Genomic DNA, 23,318 nt, shown 5'->3' with positions numbered 1-23,318 from the left:
GCGGGCCAATCGACGGTAAGATCATGACCGAAGATCGGGATGAAGTGTGGGGTGAAATTCAGGCGTGACGGCCTTTGCCATGTGTCCCGCCGGCCTGCTCAGGTCATTGCGAAACCTGAAGACCCACTGGAAAGCGGAAGGGTCGCGTCCCGTGTCTCCTGCGCCCATGTGCCGGGCGCGCGCGGGATGTGGATTGATGAGATGGTGCAGGGCACGCACCTCCGAGGGAGGTTCATACCCCATGGGGAGCGCAGTCATGTGGCCGGAGTTGTTCAAAGTCGTTTCCGTGTCGGCGCCTCAGATGCGACGGGGTGAGCCCCTTGCGCGCAAGCACTTATTCATGAGGGCGAGATGCTACGTAAGCCATGGCTTTCAGTCAAGCCGCGGCCTTCAGCGTGGCGACAGGCCCGGTTTGGGCCAGCCACCACCGCTCAACCCCCTCAACTTGAAGCAGAATCCAGCCGGCTGGCAGCATCGTCCTGCCGCCCGGACCCCCGCTCCCGTGTGACACATTGAGTTGCAGGGGATTACCCTGTATGCGCATGTCCGGTTGACTGCGCCGCTGGTCCACCCCACCTGAGCGGCCATAATTCCGTTCATCCAGAGGCTTACTGAGGCTCGTGACCATACCATGGCTGTGAAACTGTACCGCGGAGACCTGCCTGCCGATTTCAAACCGGGTTCCGCGGTGGCGATCGACACGGAAACGCTCGGCCTCAATCCGCGCCGCGACCGCCTCTGCGTGGTGCAGATCTCGACCGGGGACGGCAATGCCCACATCATCCAGTTCGATGCCGGCGCCTATCAGGCCCCGCGCCTCAAGGCGCTGCTTGAGGATGCCGCCGTCCTCAAGATCTTCCATTTCGCCCGCTTCGATGTCGCCGTGCTCAAGCATTATCTCGGCGCCAACACGGCGCCCCTCTATTGCACCAAGATCGCCTCGAAGCTCGCCCGCACCTACACCGACAAGCACGGCCTCAAGGACGTGTTGCGCGAACTCCTCGGCATCGAGGCCAACAAGCAGCAGCAGAGCTCCGACTGGGGTTCGCATGTGCTGAGCGACGCCCAGAAGACCTATGCGGCGCAAGATGTCCTCTATCTTCACGAACTGAAATCCCGCCTCGACCAGATGCTCGAACGCGAAGGCCGCATGCATCTGGCCAAGGCCTGTTTCGATTTCATTCCTGTTCGCGCCGCACTCGATCTCGGCGGCTGGGGCGAAGAAGATGTCTTCTCCCACTCATGAGTATTATGCCGAGGTGAATCCGGTTTCGTCGCGCGAGTCCGCCCGCCGGGCCAACACCCGCGCCGGCCTGACGCGCTGGCTCTCCTACGTCATCCTCGCGGGTGCCGCGGGCCTTGGCCTCACCTTTGCGATCGAGCTCGGACTGTTCTCCGATTTCACCAGGAAGCCGGACACGCCCCTGGCCCCGGTCGAGAACCCGGCCCAGATCACCGGCGGGCCATCGAAGATCTCGGGCTTCGACAAGAACAAGCGGCCCTTCGAGATCACCGCCCAGAAGGGCGTACAGGACGCCACCGTCGACAGCCTCGTCCATCTCCAACAGGTGCACAGCAGCTTCGACAGGCAGGACGGCTCCAAGCTGTTCATCACCTCGAAGACGGCCGCCTATGAGACAGAGCAGAAGACGCTGGCGCTCCAGGGTGACGTGCTGTTCGACCAGGGCGACCGCTTCCGGGCACGCATGGAGAGCGCTGCCGTCGACATGGCGGACCAGTCGATGCAGTCGACCTCGCCGGTCAATGTCGACATCATCGGCGGTACCATCTCCGCCGACAGCCTGGCCATCACATCGAACGGCGACCGCATCATTTTCAGGGGTGGCGTCAAAGCCCACTTCGTGACACAAAAGAGCAAATCGGGAGACGGTAAATGAGAAAAGTCATCTTGATGCTGGCACTTGCAGCCTCCGCCGCGGCGATGCAGCCGCGCGTGGTTCTGGCCCAGCAGCAGACGGAAAGCGTCGATATCGAATCCAACGAGATGGAGATCATCGACGCCGACAAGCGCGCGGTCTTCCGCGGCAACGTCATCGCCAAGCGCACCAGCGAAACCATCCAGACGCCGGAGATGGTGGTCGACTACATCGAGGTGAAGCAGCCCGACGGCACCACCAAGTCGGAGGTCGACACCATGGACTGCAAGGGGCCGGTGACAATCACCACCGACACCCAGACCATCACCGGCGATCATGCCATCTTCCACATGCAGAAGAACGAGCTGATCGTCACCGGCAATGCGAAGGTGGTGCAGGGCAAGACGGTTCTGCGGGGTCCCGAACTGGTTGCCGATCTGAAGACCAAGCGCACGGTCATGAAGGGTGGGCGCGTCAAGGGCTCATTCGTGCCGCAATGAAATGCGGAATGATTTCAGGCCGTAAAGCGCAACTCTGATCCACTTCACGTAAAATTAAGATAAATGCTCCGTAATCACCAGGCGTCCAATACCGGAAATCCGGTTCGCCCCCGCCCCATGGCCCCGCGCAATGCGCCGGTGCCGCAAGGGCAGGGACGCGCCAGGATGACCGAACCGGCCGAGGGCCTGACCGCGACCATGCTCGCCAAGAGCTATCGCAACAGGCCCGTGGTGCGGGATGTGTCGGTTTCGGTGAGGCGTGGTGAGGCTGTTGGCCTGTTGGGCCCCAATGGCGCCGGCAAGACGACCGTGTTCTACATGATCACGGGTCTGATTGCCGCCGACAAGGGATCGATCAGGCTGGATGGCGAAGACATCACCCACCTGCCCATGTACCAACGGGCGCGGCTGGGCATCGGATATCTTCCCCAGGAAAGTTCGATCTTCCGTGGGCTGACCGTTGAACAGAATCTGCGCGCAGTGCTTGAACTTCACGAGAAGGACAAGAGGGCGCGCGAGCGTCAGTTGCGTGAGTTGTATGATGAGTTCTCAATCGCCCACCTCCGGCATTCGCCGGCTGTTGCGCTCTCTGGCGGAGAGCGTCGCCGGGTGGAAATCGCCCGAGCCCTCGCCGCAAAGCCCCAGTTCATGCTCCTCGACGAGCCGTTCGCAGGGATTGATCCCATTGCGATCGGTGATATTCGCGTCCTGGTGCGACAGCTTACCTCTCGGGGAATCGGGGTGCTTATTACGGATCACAACGTCCGAGAAACCCTCGAGCTCATCGACCGGGCGCTCATCATCCATGAGGGCCATGTCCTGACCGAAGGCAGCCCGCAACAGATCGTTAACGATCCCGACGTGCGCCGTTATTATCTTGGCGATTCCTTCAGCCTCTGATGGCAGGAGGGGCTGATGGGTCTTAGTCAAAAACTCGTTCTGAAGCAGGGCCAGTCCCCGGTGATGACGCCGCAGCTGCAGCAGGCGATCAAGCTTCTGCAGATGTCGTCGGTCGAGTTGCAGGCCTTCGTCGACGCCGAGCTTGAACGCAATCCCCTGCTCGAACGCGAGGAGGGTGCAGGCGAAGCGGTGGACGCCCGCGCCGAACAGACAGCCCCTGCCAGCCTCGATGAAGCCTTCACCGGACAGTCGGCTGCCCCCGAAGACATGGGCGGCGATGCCGAAGCACCCGAAGGCGCCTCCGCCCGCATGGCCGACGAGGCCTCCATGCCGCGCGATTCCGGCTGGGCCAGCCTGCGCTCTTCCGGACATCTCTCCTTCGACGGCGAGGACGGCGACTTCGCCGCCAATCTCTCAAGCGGCATCTCGCTTGCCGAACACCTCACCTCGCAGCTCAATCTCGAATTCACCGAGCCTGCCGACCTGATGATCGGCCAGCACCTGATCGGCATGCTGAATGAAGCGGGCTATCTCTCGGGCGATCCCGCCAGCCTCGGCGAGATCCTCAAGGCCACGCCCGAGCAGATCGAAACCGTTCTGGTGCGTCTTCGACGCTTCGAACCGGCCGGCGTCTTCGCCCGCGATCTGGCCGAGTGTCTGAAGCTGCAGCTCATCGATCAGGACCGGCTTGATCCCGCCATGGCGGCGCTGGTCGACAATCTTCCGCTGGTGGCCCGCCGCGATTTCAACGCCCTCAAGGCCAAGTGCGGCGTCACCATGGACGACCTGCAGGACATGCTGGCCGAACTGCGCTCGCTCAATCCCAAGCCCGGCCATGCCTTCGGCACCGAGCCCACCATGCCGGTCGTGCCCGATGTCTTCGTGCGGCCCTCGCCCGACGGCAACTGGATCGTCGAACTGAACAGCGAGACGCTGCCCCGCGTGCTCGTCAACAACCGCTACATGGCCACCGTCTCGCGCGGCGCGAAGAGCGAGGATGACCGCCTCTTCCTCGCCGGCTGTCATGCCCAGGCCGCCTGGCTGGTGAAGAGCCTGGAGCAGCGCGCCAAGACGGTGCTCAAGGTCGCCCGCGAAATCGTGCGGCAACAGGACGGTTTCCTCATCCACGGCGTGCAGCACCTGCGCCCGATCACACTCAAGATGGTGGCAGATGCCATCGAAATGCATGAATCGACGGTGAGCCGCGTCACCTCCAACAAGTATATCGCAACACCGCTCGGCACATATGAGATGAAGTATTTCTTCACCACGGCCATCGCGGCAGCCGACGGAGAGGGCGACGCGCACTCCGCCGAAAGCGTGCGCCACCGCATCCGGGACATGATCGCGCGCGAGTCTGCGGAGGCCATTCTCTCCGACGACGACATCGTGGCGGCATTGCGCGGAGAGGGCGTGGATATCGCCCGCCGGACCGTGGCCAAATACAGGGAATCGCTCGGGATTCTCTCATCCGTACAGCGCCGCCGTGAAGCCCGGCTGAAGGGTTGACTTGGGGCGCGCCCGCGCCTATCCAGCGCCCCATTGAATTGGACCGGCATGAGCCAAAATGGTGCAGTGCCAAACAAAAAAACTCTTCACAGGACGGCTTCGACACCATTGACGCGATTCATGATCGCGCCCATGTGTTGCGGCTGAGGCAGTCTTGTTTCGAACCGGAATTGCTGATCGAATGACTCTTGCAGACATCATCGACGCCCGCGCCGTTCTTCCCGCGGTGAAAGCCCAGAACAAGAAGCAGGTGTTGCAGGAGCTCTCCCAGGCGATGGCCGGACTCGTGGCCGCCGACAGCCGCGTGATCTTCGAGACACTGCACCGCCGCGAGAAACTGGGCTCCACCGGCCTCGGCCAGGGCATTGCCATTCCGCACGGCCGCCTGCCCAACATCACCCGCGTCTATGGCCTCTTCGCGCGCCTTGCCACGCCCATCGATTTCGACAGCGTCGACGGCCAGCCCGTTGATCTCGTCTTCGTGCTGCTGGCGCCCGACCATGCCGGCGCTGATCACTTGACGGCACTCGCCCGCATCTCGCGGCTGCTGCGCGAACCGGCGACCCTCACCAAGCTGCGCGGCACCGATACGGCGGAAGGCCTCTACGCCATCCTCACCGAACCCTCGGCGACCCAGTCGGCGGCGTAATTCCCTCGCGCACCGTCATGGCCCACGCATGTGGGCCACGAGTCTTTGAACACGGCATTCCGTCGCCGGAGCATGTAGCAAAGACTAGCCCTCCACATGCGTGGAGGGTGACAGAAGATGTATATGTTGTCCCGTCATTGGCGCATCCTTCGAGGCTCGGCTTCGCCTCGCACCTCAGGATGAGGATTCAATTCACCCTTCATGCTGAGGTGCATTGCGCAGCAATGCCTCGAAGCATGCGCAGCACGTTCGTGCTGCTTGGATGGAATGACGAGCGGTGGGGCGAATTCTTCCTACCTCAACCGTCGCGGTGCCACGGCCTGCGCCTCCAGCGGATTCTCTGGCCAGTAGTGCTTGGGATAGCGGCCGCGCATGTCCTTGCGCACGTCCGGATAGGCATTGGTCCAGAAGGTCTCGAGCGATTGCGTGACGGCCACGGGACGGCCCGCAGGCGAGAGCAATTCGATCCTGAGCTTCGCGCGCCCGCCCGCCACCTGCGGCGCGCTGTGCAGGCCGAACATCTCCTGCAACCGCACGCGCAACACCGGATCGCCATCGGTCTCGTAGTCGATGCGGTAGTGGCCGCCCGACGGCACCTCCATGCGCTGCGGCGCCAGCGTGTCGATCTGCGAGAGCAGCTGATAGGGCACGAGGCCGCGCAGGATGTTTGTCATGTCGAGGCGGGCGAGATCGGACTTGCGCACCATGCCGGCGAGATAGGGCGAGAGCCAGTCTTCCAATGTTGCGAGCAGCGTTGCATCCGAAAGATCGGGCCAGCCCGCATCGGGCATGGTGCGCGCGAGGAAGCGCACACGGTTGCGCAGGCTCTCCGCCGCCTCGCCCCAGGGAAGCGCCGAAAGACCAAGACTGCGCACGCCATCCACCATGCCCTGCGCCAGCACGGCGGGATCGGCCGACGGCAGTGCGCGCTCCTCCAGCACGACCGCACCGAGGCTCCGCCGCGTGCTGGCGACAACAGCATTCTGCCGGGAGTCCCATCCGGCGCGGGATTGCGTGATGATGAGATCGGCGAAGTGTTTCTCGATGTCGGCAAGCGTGATCACGCCCGCGAGAAACACCTTGGCATCGGCCTGCGCATTGTCGAGGAGCGCAATGGCAATGTGATCGGCCTTGGCGAGAGTGTCGTGTTCAGCGACCACGGCACCGCCGCCATTCGCCATGCGGAAGCGGTTCTGCCCACGGCGCTCGGCAATGCGGTCCGGATAGGCCAGCGCCAGCATCACGCCATGCGACAGGTCTGACGTATCCTCGCCGCAGCGCAGGAGATCGGTGATCTGTTTCGCCGACTGGCGGATGCGGTCGCGCGCGGCACCCCGCACGTGCAGAAGCCGCGCCTCGATGTCGGCGGTGGTGTCGCGGGGAAGACCATCGCGCTCGCTGATCATCGCGGCGGTCTCGGCAGCACTCTGGCCAGCGCCAAGTTCCGCTGCCTTCACCACCATGTGGGCAAGGCGGGGATGGAGCGGCAGGCGCACCATGGCGCGGCCGTGGGCGGTGATGGCGTGGGTGGCATCGACGGCACCCAACTGGCGGAGCAGATCCTGGGCCTGCGCGAAGGGCGCCTGTGGGGGTGCCTCGAGCCACGGCAGGCCATCGCGCGCGGTGACGCCCCAGTTCGCCATGTCGAGGGCGAGCGGCGCAAGATCGGCGACACGGATTTCCGGTTCATCATGGGCGGCGAGTGCCTTGGTTTCGGCTTCGGGCCAGAGACGGTAGCAATGGCCGGGACCGAGACGTCCGGCGCGGCCCTTGCGCTGTTCGGCGCTGGCCTGGCTCACGCGGATGGTTTCGAGCGCCGTCATGCCCGAAGCCGGATCGAAGCGCGGTGCGCGCTTGAGGCCGGTGTCGATCACCGCCTCGATCCCTTCGATGGTGAGCGAGGTTTCGGCAATGGTGGTGGCGAGCACGATCTTGCGGCGGCCTTCGTCGGGCTTGCGGATCGCCTCGTCCTGGTCGGCGAAGGAGAGCGCGCCATAAAGCGGGCGCACGTCTGTGTTGGCGGGAAGATCGACCTTGCCGAGGGCCTCCACGGTGCGGCGGATCTCCCCTTCACCGGGCAGGAACACGAGCAGGCTGCCCTTTACCTCGCGAAGGGCGCGGGCGATCGCCTTCACCGTGTCGTCGATCAGGCTGAAGCGCGTGGGGCGCTCGAGATGGGTGACGCCCACCGGAAACATGCGGCCGGTGGTCTGGATGAGCGGCGCATTGCCGAGATGCGTACACAGCGCTTCGGCATCGAGGGTGGCCGACATCACGAGCATCTTGAGGTCGGGCCTGAGGCCCCGCTGCACATCGAGCGTGAGGGCGAGGCCGAGGTCACCATCGAGGCTGCGCTCGTGGAATTCGTCGAAGATGACGAGGCCGGTGTCGGCAAGTTCCGGGTCCTGCTGCAGGCGGCGGGTGAGGATGCCTTCGGTGACCACCTCGATCCGGGTGCGGGCCGAGACCTTGCGTTCAAGGCGGACGGTATAGCCCACCGTGTCGCCGACGGTTTCACCGAGGGTCGCGGCCATGCGCCGGGCCGAGGCGCGGGCAGCGAGGCGGCGCGGTTCGAGCATGACGATCTTCTTGCCCGCAAGCCACGCTGCATCGCGAAGCGCCAGCGGCACGCGGGTGGTCTTGCCGGCGCCGGGCTCGGCCACCAGCACGGCTGCCGCATGGGCGGCGAGGCCGGCGGCAAGTTCGGGGACGACGCGGTCGACGGGAAAATCCATGGCGCGGGGCTTAGCAGGGTTCGGCTCCGGACCCAAAGGGGGGTGGCGTGAGGTCCGCGTGGCGCATCCTTCGAGGCTCGGCTTCGCCTCGCACCTCAGGATGAGGTTGTAGTTGCTCCTCATGCTGAGGTGCCGCGCAGCGGCCTCGAAGCATGTCGTGCGGTGATCTCGCCCGCTCAGCCCACTTCCTTCGCCCAGGGCGGGTTGGCGCCGGGGCGGGAAACGGTGACGGCAGCACAGGCCATGGCGAACTCGGCGGCGGCGCGGAGCTGCGCCTCGCTCAAGGACGCAATCGCCTTCTTGGAGAGCAGGCCATTGCGTTCGAGATGGCAGAGGAAGCCCGCCGTGAAGGTGTCGCCCGCACCCACCGTGTCGGCCACCTTCACCTTCGGTGCCGGCAGCGAGAGCGCGATGCCCTTGGCATAGACCTCCACGCCCTCCCCACCCCGGGTGACCGCGACAACCTTCGCGCCTGCCTTCAGCCACTTCTTCGCAGGGCCGGCGAAATCCGTCTTGCCGGTCATCCACTGCACGTCCTCGTCGGAAATCTTCACGATGTCGGCGAGCGCCATCATGCGGGCGAGACGGGCGAGATGCTTCTTGCGGTCCTTGATCTGCGAGGGGCGGATGTTGGGATCAATCGAGATGACGCGGGATTTGGCCTCGCGCTTCTGCAGCGCCTCGTAGGTGGTGCCCTCGGGCTCCGGAATGAGCGAGATCGAGCCGAAGTGGAGCGCCGCCACATCCTTGCCCAGCTTCGGCATGTCGGCCTTCACAAGATTGCGCCCGGCGGAGGCATCATCGATGAAGGAATAGCGGGCGTGGCCGTTCGAGAGCTTCACGAAGGCGAGCGTGGTGTGCTGCGGCTTCTTGCGGATGTACTTGAGGTTGACCTGGCTCTCGGTCAGGCCCTCGAGGATGCCGTCGCCGAAGAAGTCGGTGGAGATGCCGGCGAAGAAGCCGACCGGTACGCCAAGCCGCCCCAGCGCAATCGCGGTGTTGTAGACCGAGCCGCCGTTCACCGGCTGGTAGACCGCCGCACCATCCTTGCCCTCCCGGGGCAGGAAATCGATCAGTGCTTCGCCACAACAGAGAATCATGGTTGCTTGCCTCCCATCAGCCATGCGTTTTGCGCAATAAATCACTGTGAATGATTTATTGCCAGAAGAATTGATTGCGTCTAGGAAGCGTCACAGTCCTGAGGTACGTACCTCAAAATCCTTTCCCTCCAACGGCGAGACCCCATTCCCGCATGACAACCCGCATCATTCCCGTCGATGACTTCGACCTCGTGATCTTCGGCGCCACGGGCGACCTGTCGCAGCGCAAGCTGCTGCCCGCCCTGTTCCACCGCGACGAGCAGGGCCAGCTGCCGCCCGGCGCCTGCATTATCGGCACCTCGCGCAAGGCCATGAGCCACGACGACTTCCGGGCCTTTGCGGCCGAGGCGATTGCCTCCCACGTGAAGGCCTCCGAGGCGCCCAAGGAGGTGGTCGACCGCTTCCTCGCCCGCCTCCGCTACTATTCCGCCGAGGCCACCAAGGACGACGGCTGGATCGCCATCGACCAGGAACTCGCCGACCGCAAGGACGTGGTCCGCGTGTTCTACCTCGCCGTGGGGCCCGACCTCTTCGGCGCGATCTGCGAGCGGTTGGGCCAGCATGGCCTCGTCACGCCAAAGTCCCGCGTGGTGGTGGAGAAGCCGCTGGGCAAGTCGGGCGAATCCGCCGAGGCGCTCAACACCGTGATCGGCAAGGTCTTCCCCGAACCGGCGATCTACCGCATCGATCACTACCTCGGGAAGGAGACGGTGCAGAACCTGATGGCGCTGCGCTTCGCCAACGTGCTGTTCGAGCCCCTGTGGAACCACAACTACATCGACCACGTGCAGATCACCGTGGCGGAAACCCTCGGTGTCGAGGGCCGCGCCGGCTACTATGATACGGCAGGCGCCATGCGCGACATGGTGCAGAACCACATGCTGCAGCTTCTCTGCCTCACCGCCATGGAGCCGCCCTCGTGCCTCAATGCCGATGCGGTGCGCGATGAAAAGCTCAAGGTCCTGAAGGCGCTGAAGCCGATGACGGCCGAGCGCCTCGAGCATCACATCGTGCGCGGGCAATACCGCGCCGGGGCCTCGGAGTCGGGTCCGGTGCCGGGCTATCTCGAGGAACTGGGCAGTCCCACCTCCGAAACCGAAACCTTCGTCGCCCTCAAGGCCGAACTCCGCAGCTGGCGCTGGAACGGCACGCCCTTCTACCTCCGCACCGGAAAGCGTCTGCCCACCCGCGTTTCCGAAATCGTGGTGCAGTTCCGCAACATTCCCCACAACGTCTTCGAGGCGTCGGCAGGCCCGCCCATGCCCAACCGGCTGGTCATCCGCCTGCAGCCCAATGAGGGCGTGAAGCTCGACCTGATGATCAAGGACCCGGGGCCGGGCGGCATGCGCCTGCAGCAGGTGCCGGTGGACATGACCTTCCAGGAGGTCTTCAACGTGCGCAACCCCGACGCCTACGAGCGCCTGCTCATGGACGTGGTGCGCGGCAACCAGACGCTGTTCATGCGCCGCGACGAGGTGGATGCGGCCTGGGCATGGGTCGATCCCATCCTCGATTACTGGAAGCTCTCCCACGACATGCCGAAGCCCTACACGGCCGGCACCTGGGGTCCGGCCTCGGCCATCGCTCTCATCGAGCGGGACGGCCGCACCTGGCATGACGAGGGCCTGGCGTGATCGGCCAGCACAACACCTTCGAATCCCGCGAGGCGCTGGCGGAAGCGCTGGCGGCGCGGGTTGCGGCCGACCTGACGCGGGTGATTGCGGCGAAGGGGGAGGCGGTGCTTGCCGTTTCGGGTGGCACCACACCTGCACTCTTTCTCGCGGCCCTCTCCATGCAATCAACCGACTGGAGCCGGGTGGTGGTGACGCTGGTCGACGAGCGCCAGGTGCCGGAGGCCAATCCGCGCTCCAACGCTGCCCTCGTCCGCCGCCTGTTGCTGGCCGAGTCCGCCGCGAAGGCGCGCTTCGTGCCACTCTTCGAAAACGAATCGGAAGCGGCAAAGCTTGCCCTTGATGTCGTGGTGCTCGGCATGGGCGCGGACGGCCACACGGCCTCGTTCTTCCCGGGCGGTGATACGCTGGCTGAAGCGATTGATCCGTACACGGATAAATCCATCATCGCCATCTCGGCGCCGGGCTCGGGCGAGCCCCGCCTCACCTTCACGCTGCCCGCACTTCTGACCGCATCAAGCCTGTGCCTCCACATCGAAGGCCACGAGAAGATGACCGTGCTGCGCGCCGCCATCGCCGGCAGCGATCCGCTGGAAGTGCCCATCCGCGCCGTGCTTGCCGCGGCCAAACCCCTTGATCTTTACTGGTGCCCCTGAAGGCCAATCGGAGACCGTTCCATGTCCGTGACCTCAACCATCTCAGCCGTGACCGAGAAGCTGATCGCGCGCTCGAAACCGACGCGCCGCCGCTACCTCGACCGCATCGAGGCGGCGCAGATGAACCGCCCGGCCCGCAAGTCGCTGGGCTGTGCCAACATCGCGCACGGCTTTGCCGCCTGCGGCACTCATGACAAGCAGGCTCTGCGCTCGGGCGACGGGCCGAACCTCGCCATTGTCACCGCCTACAACGACATGCTCTCGGCGCATCAGCCCTTCGAGCGCTATCCTGACCTCATCCGCGAGGCGGCGCGTGCGGCGGGCGGCACGGCACAGGTGGCGGGCGGTGTTCCCGCCATGTGCGATGGCGTCACGCAAGGCGAAGCGGGGATGGAGCTGTCGCTCTTCTCGCGCGAGGTGATCGCGCTCTCGACCGCAGTCGCCCTGTCGCACCAGATGTTCGATGCCGCCGTCTATCTCGGTGTCTGCGACAAGATCGTGCCGGGGCTGGTGATCGGGGCGCTCGCCTTCGGGCATCTGCCGGCGGTGTTCATTCCGGCAGGGCCGATGCCGAGCGGCATGAGCAACGACGAGAAGGGCAAGATCCGCCAGGCCTATGCCGAGGGCAAGGTGAGCCGCGAGGAGCTGCTGGATGCCGAGGCGCGCTCCTATCACTCGCCGGGCACCTGCACCTTCTACGGCACCGCCAACTCCAACCAGATGCTGATGGAGATCATGGGGCTGCACCTGCCGGGAACGACCTTCCTCAACCCCGGCACGGAAATCCGCGACGAGGTAACCAAGGCGGCGGCGCGCCAGGCGCTGTCGATCACCGCACTCGGCAACCGATACACGCCCATGGGCAAGGTCTATGACGAGAAGTCGGTGGTGAACGGCGTGGTGGGCCTGCTCGCCACCGGCGGCTCCACAAATCATACGATGCACCTCATCGCCATGGCGGCGGCGGCGGGGATCGTGCTCACCTGGGATGATCTTGCCGAACTCTCGCAGGCCGTGCCGCTTCTGGCGCGCGTCTATCCCAACGGCAGCGACGACGTGAACCACTTCCACGCCGCGGGTGGCATGGGCGTGCTGATCCGCGAACTGTTGCAGGCGGGCCTCGTGCACAAGGACGTGACGACGGTCATGGGCACCGGCCTCGACGGCTATCTCGCCGCCCCCGTGCTGGAAAAGGGCACGCTCACCTGGAAGGAGGCGCCCAAGGCCACCGCCAATCCCAAGGTGCTGCGCGGCACGGCTGAGCCTTTCCAGCAGACGGGCGGGCTTGCGGTGCTCAAGGGCAACATCGGCACGGCGGTGATCAAGTGCTCGGCCATTCCCGCCGACCGCCATGTGGTGGAGGCCCCCGCCAAGGTGTTCCATTCGCAGGATGAACTGAAGGCCGCCTTCAAGGCGGGCGCGCTCAACGGCAATGTCATCGCGGTCGTCCGCTTCCAGGGCCCGAAGGCGAACGGCATGCCGGAACTTCACTCACTCACGCCATCGCTCAGCGTGTTGCAGAACCGTGGGCTGGTGGTGGGCCTCGTCACCGACGGGCGCATGTCGGGCGCCAGCGGCAAGGTGCCCGCCGCCATCCACGTGACACCGGAGGCGGCAGACGGCGGACCCATCGCCAAGATCCGCGACGGCGACATGATCCGCATCGATGCGGTGACGGGTACGCTCGAGGTGCTGGTGGACGCGGCGGAGTTTGCCGCGCGCCAACCCGCCACCGCCGATCTCTCCGGCAATGAAACGGGCGTGGGCCGCGAGCTGTTCTCGGCCTTCCGCCGCATCGTGGGCCGCGCCGACCAGGGCGCATCGATTTTCGAGGTGGCGTGATGCCGGACAGGAAGAAGCAGGCGCGGGTGGAACAGATCCTCAAGGCTGCCCCCGTGGTGCCGGTGATGGTGATCGACGAGGTGAAGCAGGCTGTGCCGCTGGCGAAGGCACTGGTGGCAGGCGGCCTGCCGGTGCTCGAGATCACGCTCCGCACCGCAACGGCGATGGACTCGATCCGCGCCATCATGGCCGAGGTCAAGGGTGCGATCGTCGGCGCCGGCACGGTGATGACGCCGGCCCAGCTGGAGATGGTGGCGAAGGCGGGCTGCGCCTTCGCGGTGTCGCCGGGCTCCTCGCCCAACCTGCTTGATGCCGCAGCCGAGGTGGAGATGCCACTCCTGCCGGGTGGTGTCACGGCCACCGAAGTGATGACGCTGCTCGAACGCGGCTACACTTTCCAGAAGTTCTTCCCGGCCGAACCGGCAGGCGGCGTGCCCTATCTCTCGTCGCTGTCGCAACCCATTCCGCAGGTGAAGTTCTGTCCCACGGGCGGAATCACCCCGGCGCTGGCGCCGACCTACCTCAAACTTGCGAATGTGATCACCCTCGGCGGCTCGTGGATGGCGCCCAAGGCGCTTGTATCGGCCGGTGACTGGGCGGGCATAGAAAAGCTTGCGCGTGAGGCTGCGGCGCTGAAAGGTTGACATTGCCCCCTCACCCCCGCGTTCCGCGGACCCTCTCCCCCGGGGGGCGAGGGCGATGATGATCTGCCTTCTCCCGCTAGCGGGAGAAGGTGCCCGCAGGGCGAATGAGGGTGGACTCCTACAGCTTCCCCTGCCGTTCCGCTTCCATCTCGAGGTCGTTCATCGCCACCACATAGCGTTCGATCGCAAGCGACTCGGTCGAGAAGCCCTGGCGGTAGAGAAGCAGCAGGCTCACCCCGATGGTGACGCCCATCGCCACATAGGGGCCGACGAAAAGGAAGAGCGCTGCGACCGCGAAGTAGTAGCCCCGGATGCCGTTGTTGAGGCTCTTCACCGCTTCGGTGAGGACGACCGCCGTCTGCGCCACCATCACGGTGCAGTGGGGCGTGCGCGCGTCGGCATTGTTGAGGCCGCCGATCATGGCGAGCGAATAGGCAAGCTTGCGGAGCGCATAGGTGAAGGAGAAGAAGCACACCGCCATGATCACCGTGAGGGTGGCGAAGTAGAGCGTGAAGACGGCGAGCGACATGGGCGGGAAGAAGCTCATGGTGGTGAGCGAGGCGTGCACGTGGTTGACGCTGGCCAGCGTGCCGACAAGGCCTGCGAGCAGGATCAGCGTGGCCGAACCGAAGAAGGCCATGCTGCTCGAGAGTTGCCCCAGCATGATCGCGTCGATCACGCGGTTCTCGCGCGGCGAATTGAGCAGCATGCGCATCCAGCGCAGACGGACGACGTGAAGCTGGGCATTGAGGGTGCCGCGTCCGAGGAGCGACAGAATGGGCCCATAGGCGCCCCACATGAAGAAGATCAGCAGCACCGCCGCCACGCGGGGAAAGTCGAGGTCATAGGGAATCATGCTGCACTCCTCCGGGCTCCCGGGAGAGGGTTATAGGGGCGGAATTTTCGCGCTGCCAAGCCCCGGGGGGCGGGACCCATTTTACCCTGCTCAGGAGGTACCCCAACAACCGTCATTCCATGCGAGCGGCGCGCCGCGCCGCGAGACATGGAACCCAGCTTTGTCTGAGGCAAAAGAAAGCGGGGTTCCATCTCGCGCAGCACTCCGTGCTGCTTGGATGGAATGACGATAGTAAGAGTGCGTCCGACCTACCCGTGGATTTCCTTGATCTTCTGGGCGGTGATGCCGGGGGCGCGTTCCAGCGTATAGTTGAGGTTGAAGGCGGAGGACGCCAGCAGCACCGGCGCACCGTCGAGATCATGCGCGATGGACGAGCGGTTGCCGTCGACGAACTGGTCCAGCATCTTCTTGTCGTCGCAGGCGATCCAGCGCAGCACCTCGAAGCGGGTGGTTTCGAAATCGACGGGCACGCCATATTCCTGATTGAGGCGGTCCTTCAGCACGTCGAGCTGCAGCGCACCCACCACGCCGACGATGGCGCCCGAGCCATCGAGCGGGGTGAACAGCTGCACCACGCCTTCCTCGGCCAGTTCTTCCAGCGCCGAGCGCAGCTTCTTCGCCTTCATGGGATCGCTGAGCTTGACGCGGCGGAGGATTTCCGGTGCGAAGCTCGGCACGCCTGTGAAGACGATCTCCTCGCCTTCGGTCAGCGTGTCGCCGATGCGCAGCACGCCATGGTTCGGAATGCCCACCACGTCGCCGGCGAAGGCCTCTTCGGCGAGCGAACGGTCCTGCGCAAAGAAGAACTGCGGGGCATTGAGGGCAAGCGACTTGCCGGTGCGCACGATGAGGGTGCGCATCCCGCGGTTGAGCTTGCCCGAGCAGACGCGCATGAAAGCGATGCGGTCGCGGTGGTTCGGGTCCATGTTGGCCTGGATCTTGAACACCACGCCGGTGAGTTTCTGTTCCACCGCCTTCACGTCGCGCTGGCGGGCGTGTTGGTCGCGGGGCGGCGGGGCATACTTGATCAGCGCCTCGAGCAGGTCGCGCACGCCGAAGTTCTTGATCGCCGAACCGAAGTAGACAGGCGAGAGATGGCCCTCGAGGAAGCCCTTGCGGTCGAAGCCTTGCGTCACCGAATGCACGAGTTCGATCTCGTCGCGGAAGTGCTGGTCGGCGCCGGGCGCGAGGAGGGCGGTGACGCGCGCATCGTCCGGGCCCGAGACCTCTTCGCCCTCGGGGGCGGAGTCGAGCTTGCGGATGCGGGGCTCGGTCAGGTCATAGGTGCCGGCGAAGGCCTTGCCGAGACCGATGGGCCAGACCATGGGCACGGCAGTGAGGGCGAGGCCCTTCTCGATCTCGTCGATGAGGTCGAGTGGCTCGCGGGTCTCGCGGTCGAGCTTGTTGATGAAGGTAATGATCGGGATGTCGCGCAGGCGGCAGATCTCGAAGAGCTTGCGGGTGCGGTCTTCGATGCCCTTGGCCCCGTCGATCACCATGACGGCGGCATCGACGGCGGTGAGGGTGCGGTAGGTGTCTTCCGAGAAGTCCTCGTGGCCGGGCGTGTCCAGCAGGTTGAAGACGCAGCCGCCGTATTCGAAGGTCATCACCGAGGTCACGACCGAGATGCCGCGCTGGCGTTCGATTGCCATCCAGTCGGAGCGGGTGCGGCGGCGGTCGCCCTTGGCGCGCACGTGGCCGGCAAGCTGGATGGCGCCACCGAAGAGCAGGAGCTTTTCGGTAAGCGTGGTCTTGCCCGCGTCGGGGTGCGAGATGATGGCGAAGGTGCGCCGGCGGGCGACCTCTTGGGGAATGGTCAGGGACACTGGGAAAACGCTTCTGTAACTGCTGCCGGGGGCTCTAGCCGAACGGGCTCCGGGCGTCCAGAGAGTTGCCCAAAAAGCCCCGCTGTGGCATGGGGGGCGGAAAGGCGTTTCCATGACACAACTGGCACTTCTCGGCGATATCGGCGGCACCAATTCCCGCTTCGGGCTGGTGGAACAGGGCACCATGGAGGTGCGCGATGTCGAGGTCCTGAAGAACGACAATTTCAGCGGCCTCGAGGCGGCAATTTCCCACTACGTGACGAAGCGCGGCATCCGGGAGCTGGCGGCAGCCGCCGTCGACGTGGCAGCCCCCGTGGACCGGGACGTAATCACCCTCACCAACCGCGACTGGACCTTCAGCGCCGAAAGCCTGCGGGAAGCCGCCAGGGCCCGGCGCTTCCGCCTGCTCAATGATTTCGAGGCACTGGCGTGGTCTCTCCCCCACATCGCGGCGGCGGACCTCGTGCAGATCGGCGGCACGCTGCCGGCCAAACCCCACGTGAAGGTGGTTCTGGGGCCGGGCACGGGGCTCGGCATGGCCGTGCTGGCGCCGCTCCCCAAGGGCGGCTGGATGCCCATTCCGGGCGAACTTGGCCACACCACGCTTCCCGTGGTCACCAACGAGGAACTGGCCCTCAAGGACAAGATCATGGGCCGCGACCGCTTCGCGGAGGCCGAGGACGTTCTGACGGGGCCGGGCCTTCTCTCGCTCTACCGGGCCGTGGCCGGAACCGCCGTGCACCAGACGCCGGAAGCGGTGCTGCAGGCGGCGCTTGCGGGTGGGGATGCTGCGGCGGAGAAGACGCTCGATCATTTCATGACCTTCCTTGCGCGCGCCTCCGGTGACGTCGGCATGGCGCTGCAGGCGCGGGGCGGGGTTTATCTTGCCGGCGGCATCGCGCCCTCGATCGCCGCCAAGCTGCAGCTTCCCAAGTACCGCGCCGTGTTCGAGGAGAAGGGCCGCATCGCCGAGGTGATGAAGCCCATTCCGTGGTTCGTGATCACCGACCGCTTCCCCGCCTTCAAGGGCTGTGCGGCAGCGCTGGCCGCCATGGAGACCGCCTGATGATCGACAACCGTGCCCTGCTGGTGATCGACGTGCAGAATGATTTCTGCCCGGCGGGCCGCTTGGCTGTTGCGGGCGGCAACGAGATCGTGCCGCTGGTCAACAGCCTCGCTCACGACTTCAATCACGTGGTGCTCACCCAGGACTGGCACCCCGCGGATCATTCCTCCTTCGCCTCGCAGCATGAAGGTGTTGCCCCCTTCAGCACCATCACCATGCCTTATGGCCCGCAGACGGTGTGGCCCGACCATTGCGTCATCGGCAGCGAGGGTGCGGCCTTCCATCCGCAGCTCGACGTGACGCGGGCCGAGCTCATCATCCGCAAGGGCTTCCGCAAGGCGATCGATTCCTACTCGGCCTTCTTCGAGAACGACCGCAAGACGCCCACCGGCCTTGCCGGCTACCTGCAGGAGCGTGGCCTCACCCGTCTCACCCTTGTGGGCCTCGCCTTCGATTATTGCGTGCGCTATTCCGCCGAAGACGCGAAGGCGCTGGGCTTCAGCGTGACGGTGATCGAGCGCGCCACCCGCGCCATCGACCTGAACGGCAGTGCTGACGCCACGCGCAAGAGCTTCTCCGCACGGGACATCATTCTCGCATGACACTCGTTTTCCCGGCCCAGGACCCCGTGACGCTCGCCGTCGCAGGCACGGCCAATCGCTTTCCCCTGCACCGCATCTATTGCGTGGGGCGGAACTACAACGAGCATGTGGTGGAGATGGGGGGCGTGGCCGGCCGCGAGCCGCCCTTCTTCTTTTCCAAGCCCAATGATGCCGCCGTGGGCAACGGCGTGTTTCCCTATCCGCCCATGTCGAAGGACGTGCACCACGAGGTGGAACTGGTGGTGGCGCTGGGACCGGGGCTCTCGATCTTCGGCTATGCCGTCGGCCTCGATTTCACCCGCCGCGACCTTCAGGCCGAAGCCAAGAAGCTGGGCCGCGCCTGGGACACCTCCAAGGCCTTCGACTTCTCCGCCCCCATGAGCCCTATCACCCCGCGCAGCGATGTGATGAAGAAAGGCGCCATCACGCTCGATGTGAACGGTACACGCCGCCAGACCGGTGACATCGCCGCCATGATCTGGGGCGTGGACGAGATCATCGCCGAACTCGGCCGCTACTTCATCCTCAAGCCCGGCGACGTGATCTTCACGGGAACGCCGGCAGGTGTATCTGCCGTGCAGAAGGGCGACCGCCTCCATGCCGCCATCGAAGGGGTTGGCACGTTCGACGTGACGGTGACGTGAGCGACAGGCTCAAGGCCATACTGCTGCTGATGGGGGCCATGGCATCGTTCACGCTGCTGGATACCTCCGCCAAGTATGCCTCGCAGAGCCTGCCCATCCTGGTGGGCGTGTTCTTCCGCTATGCGATTGCGCTCGTCTTTGCCGCCGTCATCGTCTGGCGGGCGGGCGGCGTTGCGCTTCTCGCCACGCGGCATCCCTATCTGCAGGTGACGCGCGGGCTGCTGCTGCTCGCCTCCACCATGTGCAACTTCACCGCCATGTCCTACCTGCAACTGGCACAGACGGCGGCGATCTTCTTCACCGTGCCGCTGCTGGTTTGCGCACTGTCGGTGCCGCTTCTCGGCGAGCATGTGGGGCTGCGCCGCTGGATTGCGGTGGCGATCGGTTTCCTTGGCGTGCTGGTGATCATGCGGCCCGGTACCATGAACTTCCACTGGGCCATGCTGGTGTCGCTCTCGAGCGCGCTGTTCGGCGCGCTCTACAACATCACCACGCGCAAGGTGGGTGGCGCCGATGCCACCCAGACCTCGCTCTTCTATGTGGGACTGGTTGGCGCACTGGGTGCGGCCCTGCCGCTCACCCGCGTCTGGCAGACGCCGCAGGGCTTCGAATGGCTGCTGATGCTGATGATGGGCGTGATGGGAACGCTTGGCCACTTCATGCTGATCAAGGCGCACCGCCTCGCACCTGCCTCGGCCATTGCGCCCTTCATCTACACCCAGATCATCTGGATGACGATCGCGGGCGCCGTGGTGTTCGGGCAGTTCCCCGATCACTGGACGCTGATCGGTGCGGTGATCGTGGTCGCAAGCGGCGTCTATGTCTTCGCCCGCGAGCGCAAGCTGGGCGGAACGACGGTCCAGGAAGTACTGCCGGAGGACTGACCTCCCCCACGGTCACCCCCGCGAAGGCGGGGGCCCAGCTTCCTTTTTTCGGATGCGTGATCAGGCAAAGCTGGATTCCGGCTCGCGCGCGACATCTCGCGTGCGCTCGATCGGGTGCTGCGTCCGGAATGACGGTGAACGGGAGCGTTGAAGGGAACGCGATCTATCGAACGTCATGGCCCACGCCCCTAAAACACGTCACCCCCGCGAAGGCGGGGGCCCAGCCTCTGTGTTTTGTGATCAGGCAAAGCTGGATTCCGGCTCGCGCGCGACATCTCGCTTGCGCTCGATCAAGGCGCGCGTCCGGAATGACGGGAGAGGGTTTAAGTGACGAGGTCGAAAGCGGTCTTACGCCAGTACGTAAGCCGTCTTCACCGACGTGTAGAACTCCGCGGCGTAGCGGCCCTGTTCGCGCGGGCCGAAGCTCGAGCCCTTCCGGCCGCCGAACGGCACGTGATAATCCACACCCGCCGTCGGCAGGTTCACCATCACCATGCCGGCCTGCGACTTCTTGCGGAAGTCGGTCGCGGCCTTGAGCGAGGTGGTGTAGATGCCCGATGACAGCCCGAAGTCCGTGTCGTTGGCCACCGCCAGCGCTTCGTCATAGCTGTCGACCTTGATCACCGAGGCAACGGGCCCGAACACTTCCTCGCGGTTGATGCGCATGTCGTTCTTCGTATTGATGATGAGCGCGGGCGAGAGGTAGTGGCCCTTGGTGTCGCGGTTGAGGCGCTCGCCACCCCAGGCGAGTTCGCCTTCCTTGCGGCCGATGTCGATGTACATTTCATCCTGCTTCAGCTGCGACTCGTCAACGACGGGGCCGACCTGCGTGCCGTCCTTCAGGGCGTGATCAACCTTCAGCGCCTTGATCGCCGTCACCACCTTCTCGACGAAGGCATCGTGGATCTTGCTCTCGACAATGAGGCGCGACGAGGCGGTGCAGCGCTGCCCGGTCTGGAAGAAAGCGCCGTCGACGGCACCTGCAACGGCGGCATCGAGATTGGCATCGTTGAGGACGACGAGCGGGTTCTTGCCGCCCATCTCGAGTTGGAACTTGGCGCCGCGGGCGGCACAGGCCTGGGCCACGCGGCCGCCCGTCTGCACCGAGCCGGTGAAGGAGATGGCGTTCACGTCGCGCGAGTTGAGCATGGCCTGGCCCACCACCGAGCCGCGCCCCATGACGAGGTTGAGCACGCCCTTGGGCAGGCCGGCGCGCTGGGCGATGTCGGTGAGGGCCCAGGCGCAGGCCGGCACGAGGTCGGCCGGCTTGAAGACCACCGTGTTGCCATAGGCAAGGGCGGGCGCCATCTTCCAGGCCGGAATGGCGATGGGGAAGTTCCACGGGCAGATGAGGCCGACGACACCCACCGGCTCGCGCGTGATGGTGATGTCGACGCCGGGCCGCACCGAGGGAACGGCAACGCCATCGACGCGCAGCGCTTCCTGGGCGAAGAACTTGAAGATCTGGGCGGCGCGCATGGTCTCGGCGACGCCGTTGGCGAGCGGCTTTCCTTCTTCGCGGGCGAGCAGGCGGCCGATCTCGTCCTTGCGGGCGAGAAGTTCGACGCCGATCGCTTCGAGAATGTCGGCGCGCTGCTGCGGCGTGGTGGCCGACCAGCCGGGAAGGGCGGCCTTCGCGGCGGCGATGGCGGCAAGCGTCTGGGCCGCATCGGCCTGGGCGTAGGTGCCCACCACATCGCTCACGTCGGAGGGGTTGATGTTGTCCTTGGCCGAAGCGCCCTCGATCCATTCACCGGCGATGTAATTCTTGTGCAGCATGTTCGAAATCCTTGTTCCTGAAAGAAATTAGAGAAGGGCGCTGCCCTCCGCAAGCATCAGCCGATGCGCAGCAGGATTGCGCCCGCGGCGATGAGGAGCGCCCCCAGAACGCGTTGCACCGTCAGGGTTTCCTTGAGCAGGCGGGCCGACATGACGAGCGCGAAGATGATGCTGGTCTCGCGCAGCGCTGCAACCGTGGCGATGGGCGCCTGCGCCATGGCCCAGATGACGATGGCATAGGCCAGCGACGAGGCCGCAGCCCCGGCGAGACCCTTCTTCCAGTGCGGCAACACCTGGGTGAGGATCACGGGGCCGCGCATCAAAAGACCGGTGACGAAGAGGAAGGCGCCATCGAGCACGAAGACGAGGCCGGCATAGGCGATGGGTGCGCCCGAGACGCGCCCGCCCAGTCCATCCACCACCGTGTAGACGGCGATGAAGACGGCGGTGCCGCCGGCAAAGAAGAGGGTGCGGCCATCGACCTTGGCGCGGCGGATGCCGGAGAGCCCGGCCATGAGGAGGCCGACAAGCAGCACCACGATGCCCACCGTAGCCAGCGGCGTGGGCACGTCATGCATGATGAGCGAGGTGCCGAGCAGGGTGAGGAAGGGGGCGCCACCACGGGCGAGCGGATAGACGAGCGAGAGATCGCCGGTCTGGTAGCTGCGGGCGAGGAAGAGGTTGTAGCCCGTGTGCAGCACGCCGGAGACCAGCGCATAGACGATGCTGACGCCGGTGGGCATGCCGAAGAAGATGAGCATCAGCACGCCGAAGATGCCCATGCCCGTCTGGATCAGGAAGAGGCCGAGGAAGCGGTCGATGTTGAGCTTGACCTGGACATTCCAGGCCGCGTGCAGGAACGCCGCGAAAAGGACGAGAAGAAAGACCGTTGTGCTCAAGACCGTGGCCGTCGGGGATGGGAGGCGGGGAAGGGAGGCGGGAAGGCCCGGAGGGTTAGGCCGTGTCGCCCCCCGGCGCAACAAAAAAGGCCCGGGCGCGGGCGCCGGGCCTTTCGATTGCCGGGAACTGGCTCAGCTCAGGTGCAGACGGCGCCACCCACGGCGGTCTGGTAGCAGGTGAGCTGCGAGGTGGAGCGCGGACGCACCATGATCGCCTGTTCCACCTTGAAGGTGGTGGCGCCCAGGAGCTTCTCGCCCAGGAAGGTGCCGATATAGGGCGTGTAGCGCATGCAGGAGATGGCCACGACCACGTCGTTGCTGGCGGTCATGAGCTGGCCGATCGCCGTGGTGTTGGGCGTCGTGGTGCACACCGGGCCCTGTGGGCTTTGGGTCTTCCAGATCTGGGTCACGTTCGTGCCCACCTTGCGGTAGCCGTAGACGGCAACCTTGATCTGGTTCGAGGGCGTGGGCGCCATCACCATGGCGGCGGCGTTGTAGTAGTCGTCGATCTGGGTCTTGAGGATGTTGGTGCGGTTCTGCGCCACGAGATCGGCGATCACGCTCGCGGAATAGGTGATCTTGCGGTTGAAGGAGATCATCGCCGTGAGGTCGATCATGCCGAAATAGAGGATGAGCAGGAACGGCATGATGATGGCGGTTTCGATCGCCGCCACGCCATTGTCGGCGCGGAAGAATGTGCGGAAGGTGCTGAGCATGGC

At 65.2% G+C, this 23,318-nt stretch carries 20 protein-coding genes and 1 pseudogene; 14 read left to right on the top strand and 7 right to left on the bottom strand.

All coding sequences use genetic code 11. From position 1 onward, the window contains the following. Positions 1-631 precede the first annotated feature (631 nt). The 6 genes and pseudogenes from QM801_RS16300 (at position 632) to ptsN (ending at position 5,435) form a co-directional block, all read left to right on the top strand. Entirely contained in the window at positions 632-1,246 is a 615-nt protein-coding gene (locus tag QM801_RS16300; RefSeq protein ID WP_415020259.1) for a ribonuclease D, read from the top strand. Continuing rightward, on the top strand, positions 1,227-1,898 hold the full coding sequence (gene lptC / locus QM801_RS16295; RefSeq protein ID WP_415020258.1) for an LPS export ABC transporter periplasmic protein LptC: 672 nt from the start codon (positions 1,227-1,229) through the stop codon (positions 1,896-1,898). Before QM801_RS16300 ends, lptC begins: the two co-directional genes overlap by 20 nt. Then, entirely contained in the window at positions 1,895-2,377 is a 483-nt protein-coding gene (locus tag QM801_RS16290) for an LptA/OstA family protein (protein WP_415020257.1), read from the top strand. The genes lptC and QM801_RS16290 overlap by 4 nt, the downstream gene beginning before the upstream one ends. Positions 2,378-2,500: 123 nt before the next feature. Beyond that, positions 2,501-3,277 (top strand): annotated as a pseudogene (gene lptB / locus QM801_RS16285) (LPS export ABC transporter ATP-binding protein); the annotation flags it as partial. Between the two features lie 15 nt (positions 3,278-3,292). Further along, a complete protein-coding gene (gene rpoN / locus QM801_RS16280) occupies positions 3,293-4,786 on the top strand; it encodes an RNA polymerase factor sigma-54 (protein WP_415020256.1) in 1,494 nt (497 codons plus the stop codon). A 181-nt stretch (positions 4,787-4,967) separates the two neighbouring features. Continuing rightward, entirely contained in the window at positions 4,968-5,435 is a 468-nt protein-coding gene (ptsN, locus tag QM801_RS16275; RefSeq protein ID WP_415020255.1) for a PTS IIA-like nitrogen regulatory protein PtsN, read from the top strand. A 293-nt stretch (positions 5,436-5,728) separates the two neighbouring features. Here the strand turns inward: ptsN and hrpB are convergent, their stop codons facing one another. Next, positions 5,729-8,170, bottom strand: a complete 2,442-nt coding sequence (hrpB, locus tag QM801_RS16270; RefSeq protein WP_415020254.1) for an ATP-dependent helicase HrpB — start codon at positions 8,168-8,170, stop codon at positions 5,729-5,731. Positions 8,171-8,346: 176 nt separating this feature from the next. After that, positions 8,347-9,270 (bottom strand): carbohydrate kinase family protein, encoded by a 924-nt coding sequence (locus tag QM801_RS16265; RefSeq protein WP_415020253.1) that lies wholly within the window; start codon positions 9,268-9,270, stop codon positions 8,347-8,349. Between the two features lie 152 nt (positions 9,271-9,422). Between QM801_RS16265 and zwf the strand changes: the two genes are divergently transcribed. From zwf to eda, 4 genes are read left to right on the top strand one after another with little or no spacing between them, the layout of a single operon-like run. After that, positions 9,423-10,904, top strand: a complete 1,482-nt coding sequence (gene zwf / locus QM801_RS16260; protein ID WP_415020252.1) for a glucose-6-phosphate dehydrogenase — start codon at positions 9,423-9,425, stop codon at positions 10,902-10,904. Beyond that, entirely contained in the window at positions 10,901-11,557 is a 657-nt protein-coding gene (gene pgl, locus QM801_RS16255; protein ID WP_415020251.1) for a 6-phosphogluconolactonase, read from the top strand. Before zwf ends, pgl begins: the two co-directional genes overlap by 4 nt. Before the next feature lie 21 nt (positions 11,558-11,578). Continuing rightward, entirely contained in the window at positions 11,579-13,399 is a 1,821-nt protein-coding gene (edd, locus tag QM801_RS16250) for a phosphogluconate dehydratase (protein ID WP_415020250.1), read from the top strand. Then, a complete protein-coding gene (gene eda / locus QM801_RS16245) occupies positions 13,399-14,043 on the top strand; it encodes a bifunctional 4-hydroxy-2-oxoglutarate aldolase/2-dehydro-3-deoxy-phosphogluconate aldolase (RefSeq protein WP_415020249.1) in 645 nt (214 codons plus the stop codon). Before edd ends, eda begins: the two co-directional genes overlap by 1 nt. A gap of 118 nt (positions 14,044-14,161) precedes the next feature. Here the strand turns inward: eda and QM801_RS16240 are convergent, their stop codons facing one another. Continuing rightward, the gene (locus QM801_RS16240) at positions 14,162-14,899 is read right to left on the bottom strand and encodes a DUF599 domain-containing protein (protein ID WP_415020248.1); all 738 of its coding nucleotides are present in this window, start codon (positions 14,897-14,899) and stop codon (positions 14,162-14,164) included. Positions 14,900-15,147: 248 nt separating this feature from the next. Beyond that, positions 15,148-16,719 carry a peptide chain release factor 3 gene (locus QM801_RS16235; RefSeq protein WP_415020943.1) on the bottom strand — a complete coding sequence of 524 codons (1,572 nt, stop codon included), beginning with the start codon at positions 16,717-16,719 and terminating at the stop codon, positions 15,148-15,150. Positions 16,720-16,837: 118 nt separating this feature from the next. Between QM801_RS16235 and QM801_RS16230 the strand changes: the two genes are divergently transcribed. The 4 genes from QM801_RS16230 to QM801_RS16215 are packed head-to-tail and all read left to right on the top strand — an operon-like array spanning position 16,838 to position 19,921. Next, positions 16,838-17,791 carry a glucokinase gene (locus QM801_RS16230; protein WP_415020247.1) on the top strand — a complete coding sequence of 318 codons (954 nt, stop codon included), beginning with the start codon at positions 16,838-16,840 and terminating at the stop codon, positions 17,789-17,791. Continuing rightward, positions 17,791-18,393, top strand: coding sequence for a bifunctional nicotinamidase/pyrazinamidase (gene pncA, locus QM801_RS16225; protein WP_415020246.1), 603 nt, complete (start codon positions 17,791-17,793; stop codon positions 18,391-18,393). The genes QM801_RS16230 and pncA overlap by 1 nt, the downstream gene beginning before the upstream one ends. Next, a complete protein-coding gene (locus tag QM801_RS16220; protein WP_415020245.1) occupies positions 18,390-19,037 on the top strand; it encodes a fumarylacetoacetate hydrolase family protein in 648 nt (215 codons plus the stop codon). Before pncA ends, QM801_RS16220 begins: the two co-directional genes overlap by 4 nt. Continuing rightward, complete coding sequence (locus tag QM801_RS16215; RefSeq protein WP_415020244.1) at positions 19,034-19,921, top strand: DMT family transporter; 888 nt, start codon at positions 19,034-19,036, stop codon at positions 19,919-19,921. Before QM801_RS16220 ends, QM801_RS16215 begins: the two co-directional genes overlap by 4 nt. Positions 19,922-20,269: 348 nt before the next feature. On the opposite strand, the gene QM801_RS16210 is transcribed toward QM801_RS16215, so the two are convergent. The 3 genes from QM801_RS16210 to QM801_RS16200 form a co-directional block, all read right to left on the bottom strand. Then, positions 20,270-21,700: an aldehyde dehydrogenase family protein gene (locus QM801_RS16210; RefSeq protein WP_415020243.1), complete on the bottom strand. Its 1,431-nt coding sequence runs from the start codon at positions 21,698-21,700 to the stop codon at positions 20,270-20,272. 56 nt (positions 21,701-21,756) lie between these two features. Then, entirely contained in the window at positions 21,757-22,599 is an 843-nt protein-coding gene (locus QM801_RS16205; RefSeq protein ID WP_415020242.1) for an EamA family transporter, read from the bottom strand. Between the two features lie 137 nt (positions 22,600-22,736). Continuing rightward, on the bottom strand, positions 22,737-23,315 hold the full coding sequence (locus QM801_RS16200) for a TadE/TadG family type IV pilus assembly protein (RefSeq protein ID WP_415020241.1): 579 nt from the start codon (positions 23,313-23,315) through the stop codon (positions 22,737-22,739). Positions 23,316-23,318 lie beyond the last annotated feature (3 nt).

The organism is Aestuariivirga sp. (assembly GCF_047600585.1).
Lineage (GTDB): Bacteria > Pseudomonadota > Alphaproteobacteria > Rhizobiales > Aestuariivirgaceae > Aestuariivirga.
Note: the sequence above shows the minus strand (reverse complement) of the source record. Positions and strands in the feature narration are given on the sequence as shown.

Excerpts from the sequence above, each read along its gene's own strand:
- QM801_RS16300 (WP_415020259.1), top strand. The coding sequence starts at position 632 with ATGGCTGTGAAACTGTACCGCGGAGACCTGCCTGCCGATTTCAAACCG.
- lptC (WP_415020258.1), top strand. The coding sequence starts at position 1,227 with ATGTCTTCTCCCACTCATGAGTATTATGCCGAGGTGAATCCGGTTTCG.
- QM801_RS16290 (WP_415020257.1), top strand. The coding sequence starts at position 1,895 with ATGAGAAAAGTCATCTTGATGCTGGCACTTGCAGCCTCCGCCGCGGCG.
- rpoN (WP_415020256.1), top strand. The coding sequence starts at position 3,293 with ATGGGTCTTAGTCAAAAACTCGTTCTGAAGCAGGGCCAGTCCCCGGTG.
- ptsN (WP_415020255.1), top strand. The coding sequence starts at position 4,968 with ATGACTCTTGCAGACATCATCGACGCCCGCGCCGTTCTTCCCGCGGTG.
- hrpB (WP_415020254.1), bottom strand. The coding sequence starts at position 8,170 with ATGGATTTTCCCGTCGACCGCGTCGTCCCCGAACTTGCCGCCGGCCTC.
- QM801_RS16265 (WP_415020253.1), bottom strand. The coding sequence starts at position 9,270 with ATGATTCTCTGTTGTGGCGAAGCACTGATCGATTTCCTGCCCCGGGAG.
- zwf (WP_415020252.1), top strand. The coding sequence starts at position 9,423 with ATGACAACCCGCATCATTCCCGTCGATGACTTCGACCTCGTGATCTTC.
- edd (WP_415020250.1), top strand. The coding sequence starts at position 11,579 with ATGTCCGTGACCTCAACCATCTCAGCCGTGACCGAGAAGCTGATCGCG.
- eda (WP_415020249.1), top strand. The coding sequence starts at position 13,399 with ATGCCGGACAGGAAGAAGCAGGCGCGGGTGGAACAGATCCTCAAGGCT.
- QM801_RS16240 (WP_415020248.1), bottom strand. The coding sequence starts at position 14,899 with ATGATTCCCTATGACCTCGACTTTCCCCGCGTGGCGGCGGTGCTGCTG.
- QM801_RS16230 (WP_415020247.1), top strand. The coding sequence starts at position 16,838 with ATGACACAACTGGCACTTCTCGGCGATATCGGCGGCACCAATTCCCGC.
- pncA (WP_415020246.1), top strand. The coding sequence starts at position 17,791 with ATGATCGACAACCGTGCCCTGCTGGTGATCGACGTGCAGAATGATTTC.
- QM801_RS16220 (WP_415020245.1), top strand. The coding sequence starts at position 18,390 with ATGACACTCGTTTTCCCGGCCCAGGACCCCGTGACGCTCGCCGTCGCA.
- QM801_RS16210 (WP_415020243.1), bottom strand. The coding sequence starts at position 21,700 with ATGCTGCACAAGAATTACATCGCCGGTGAATGGATCGAGGGCGCTTCG.
- QM801_RS16200 (WP_415020241.1), bottom strand. The coding sequence starts at position 23,315 with ATGCTCAGCACCTTCCGCACATTCTTCCGCGCCGACAATGGCGTGGCG.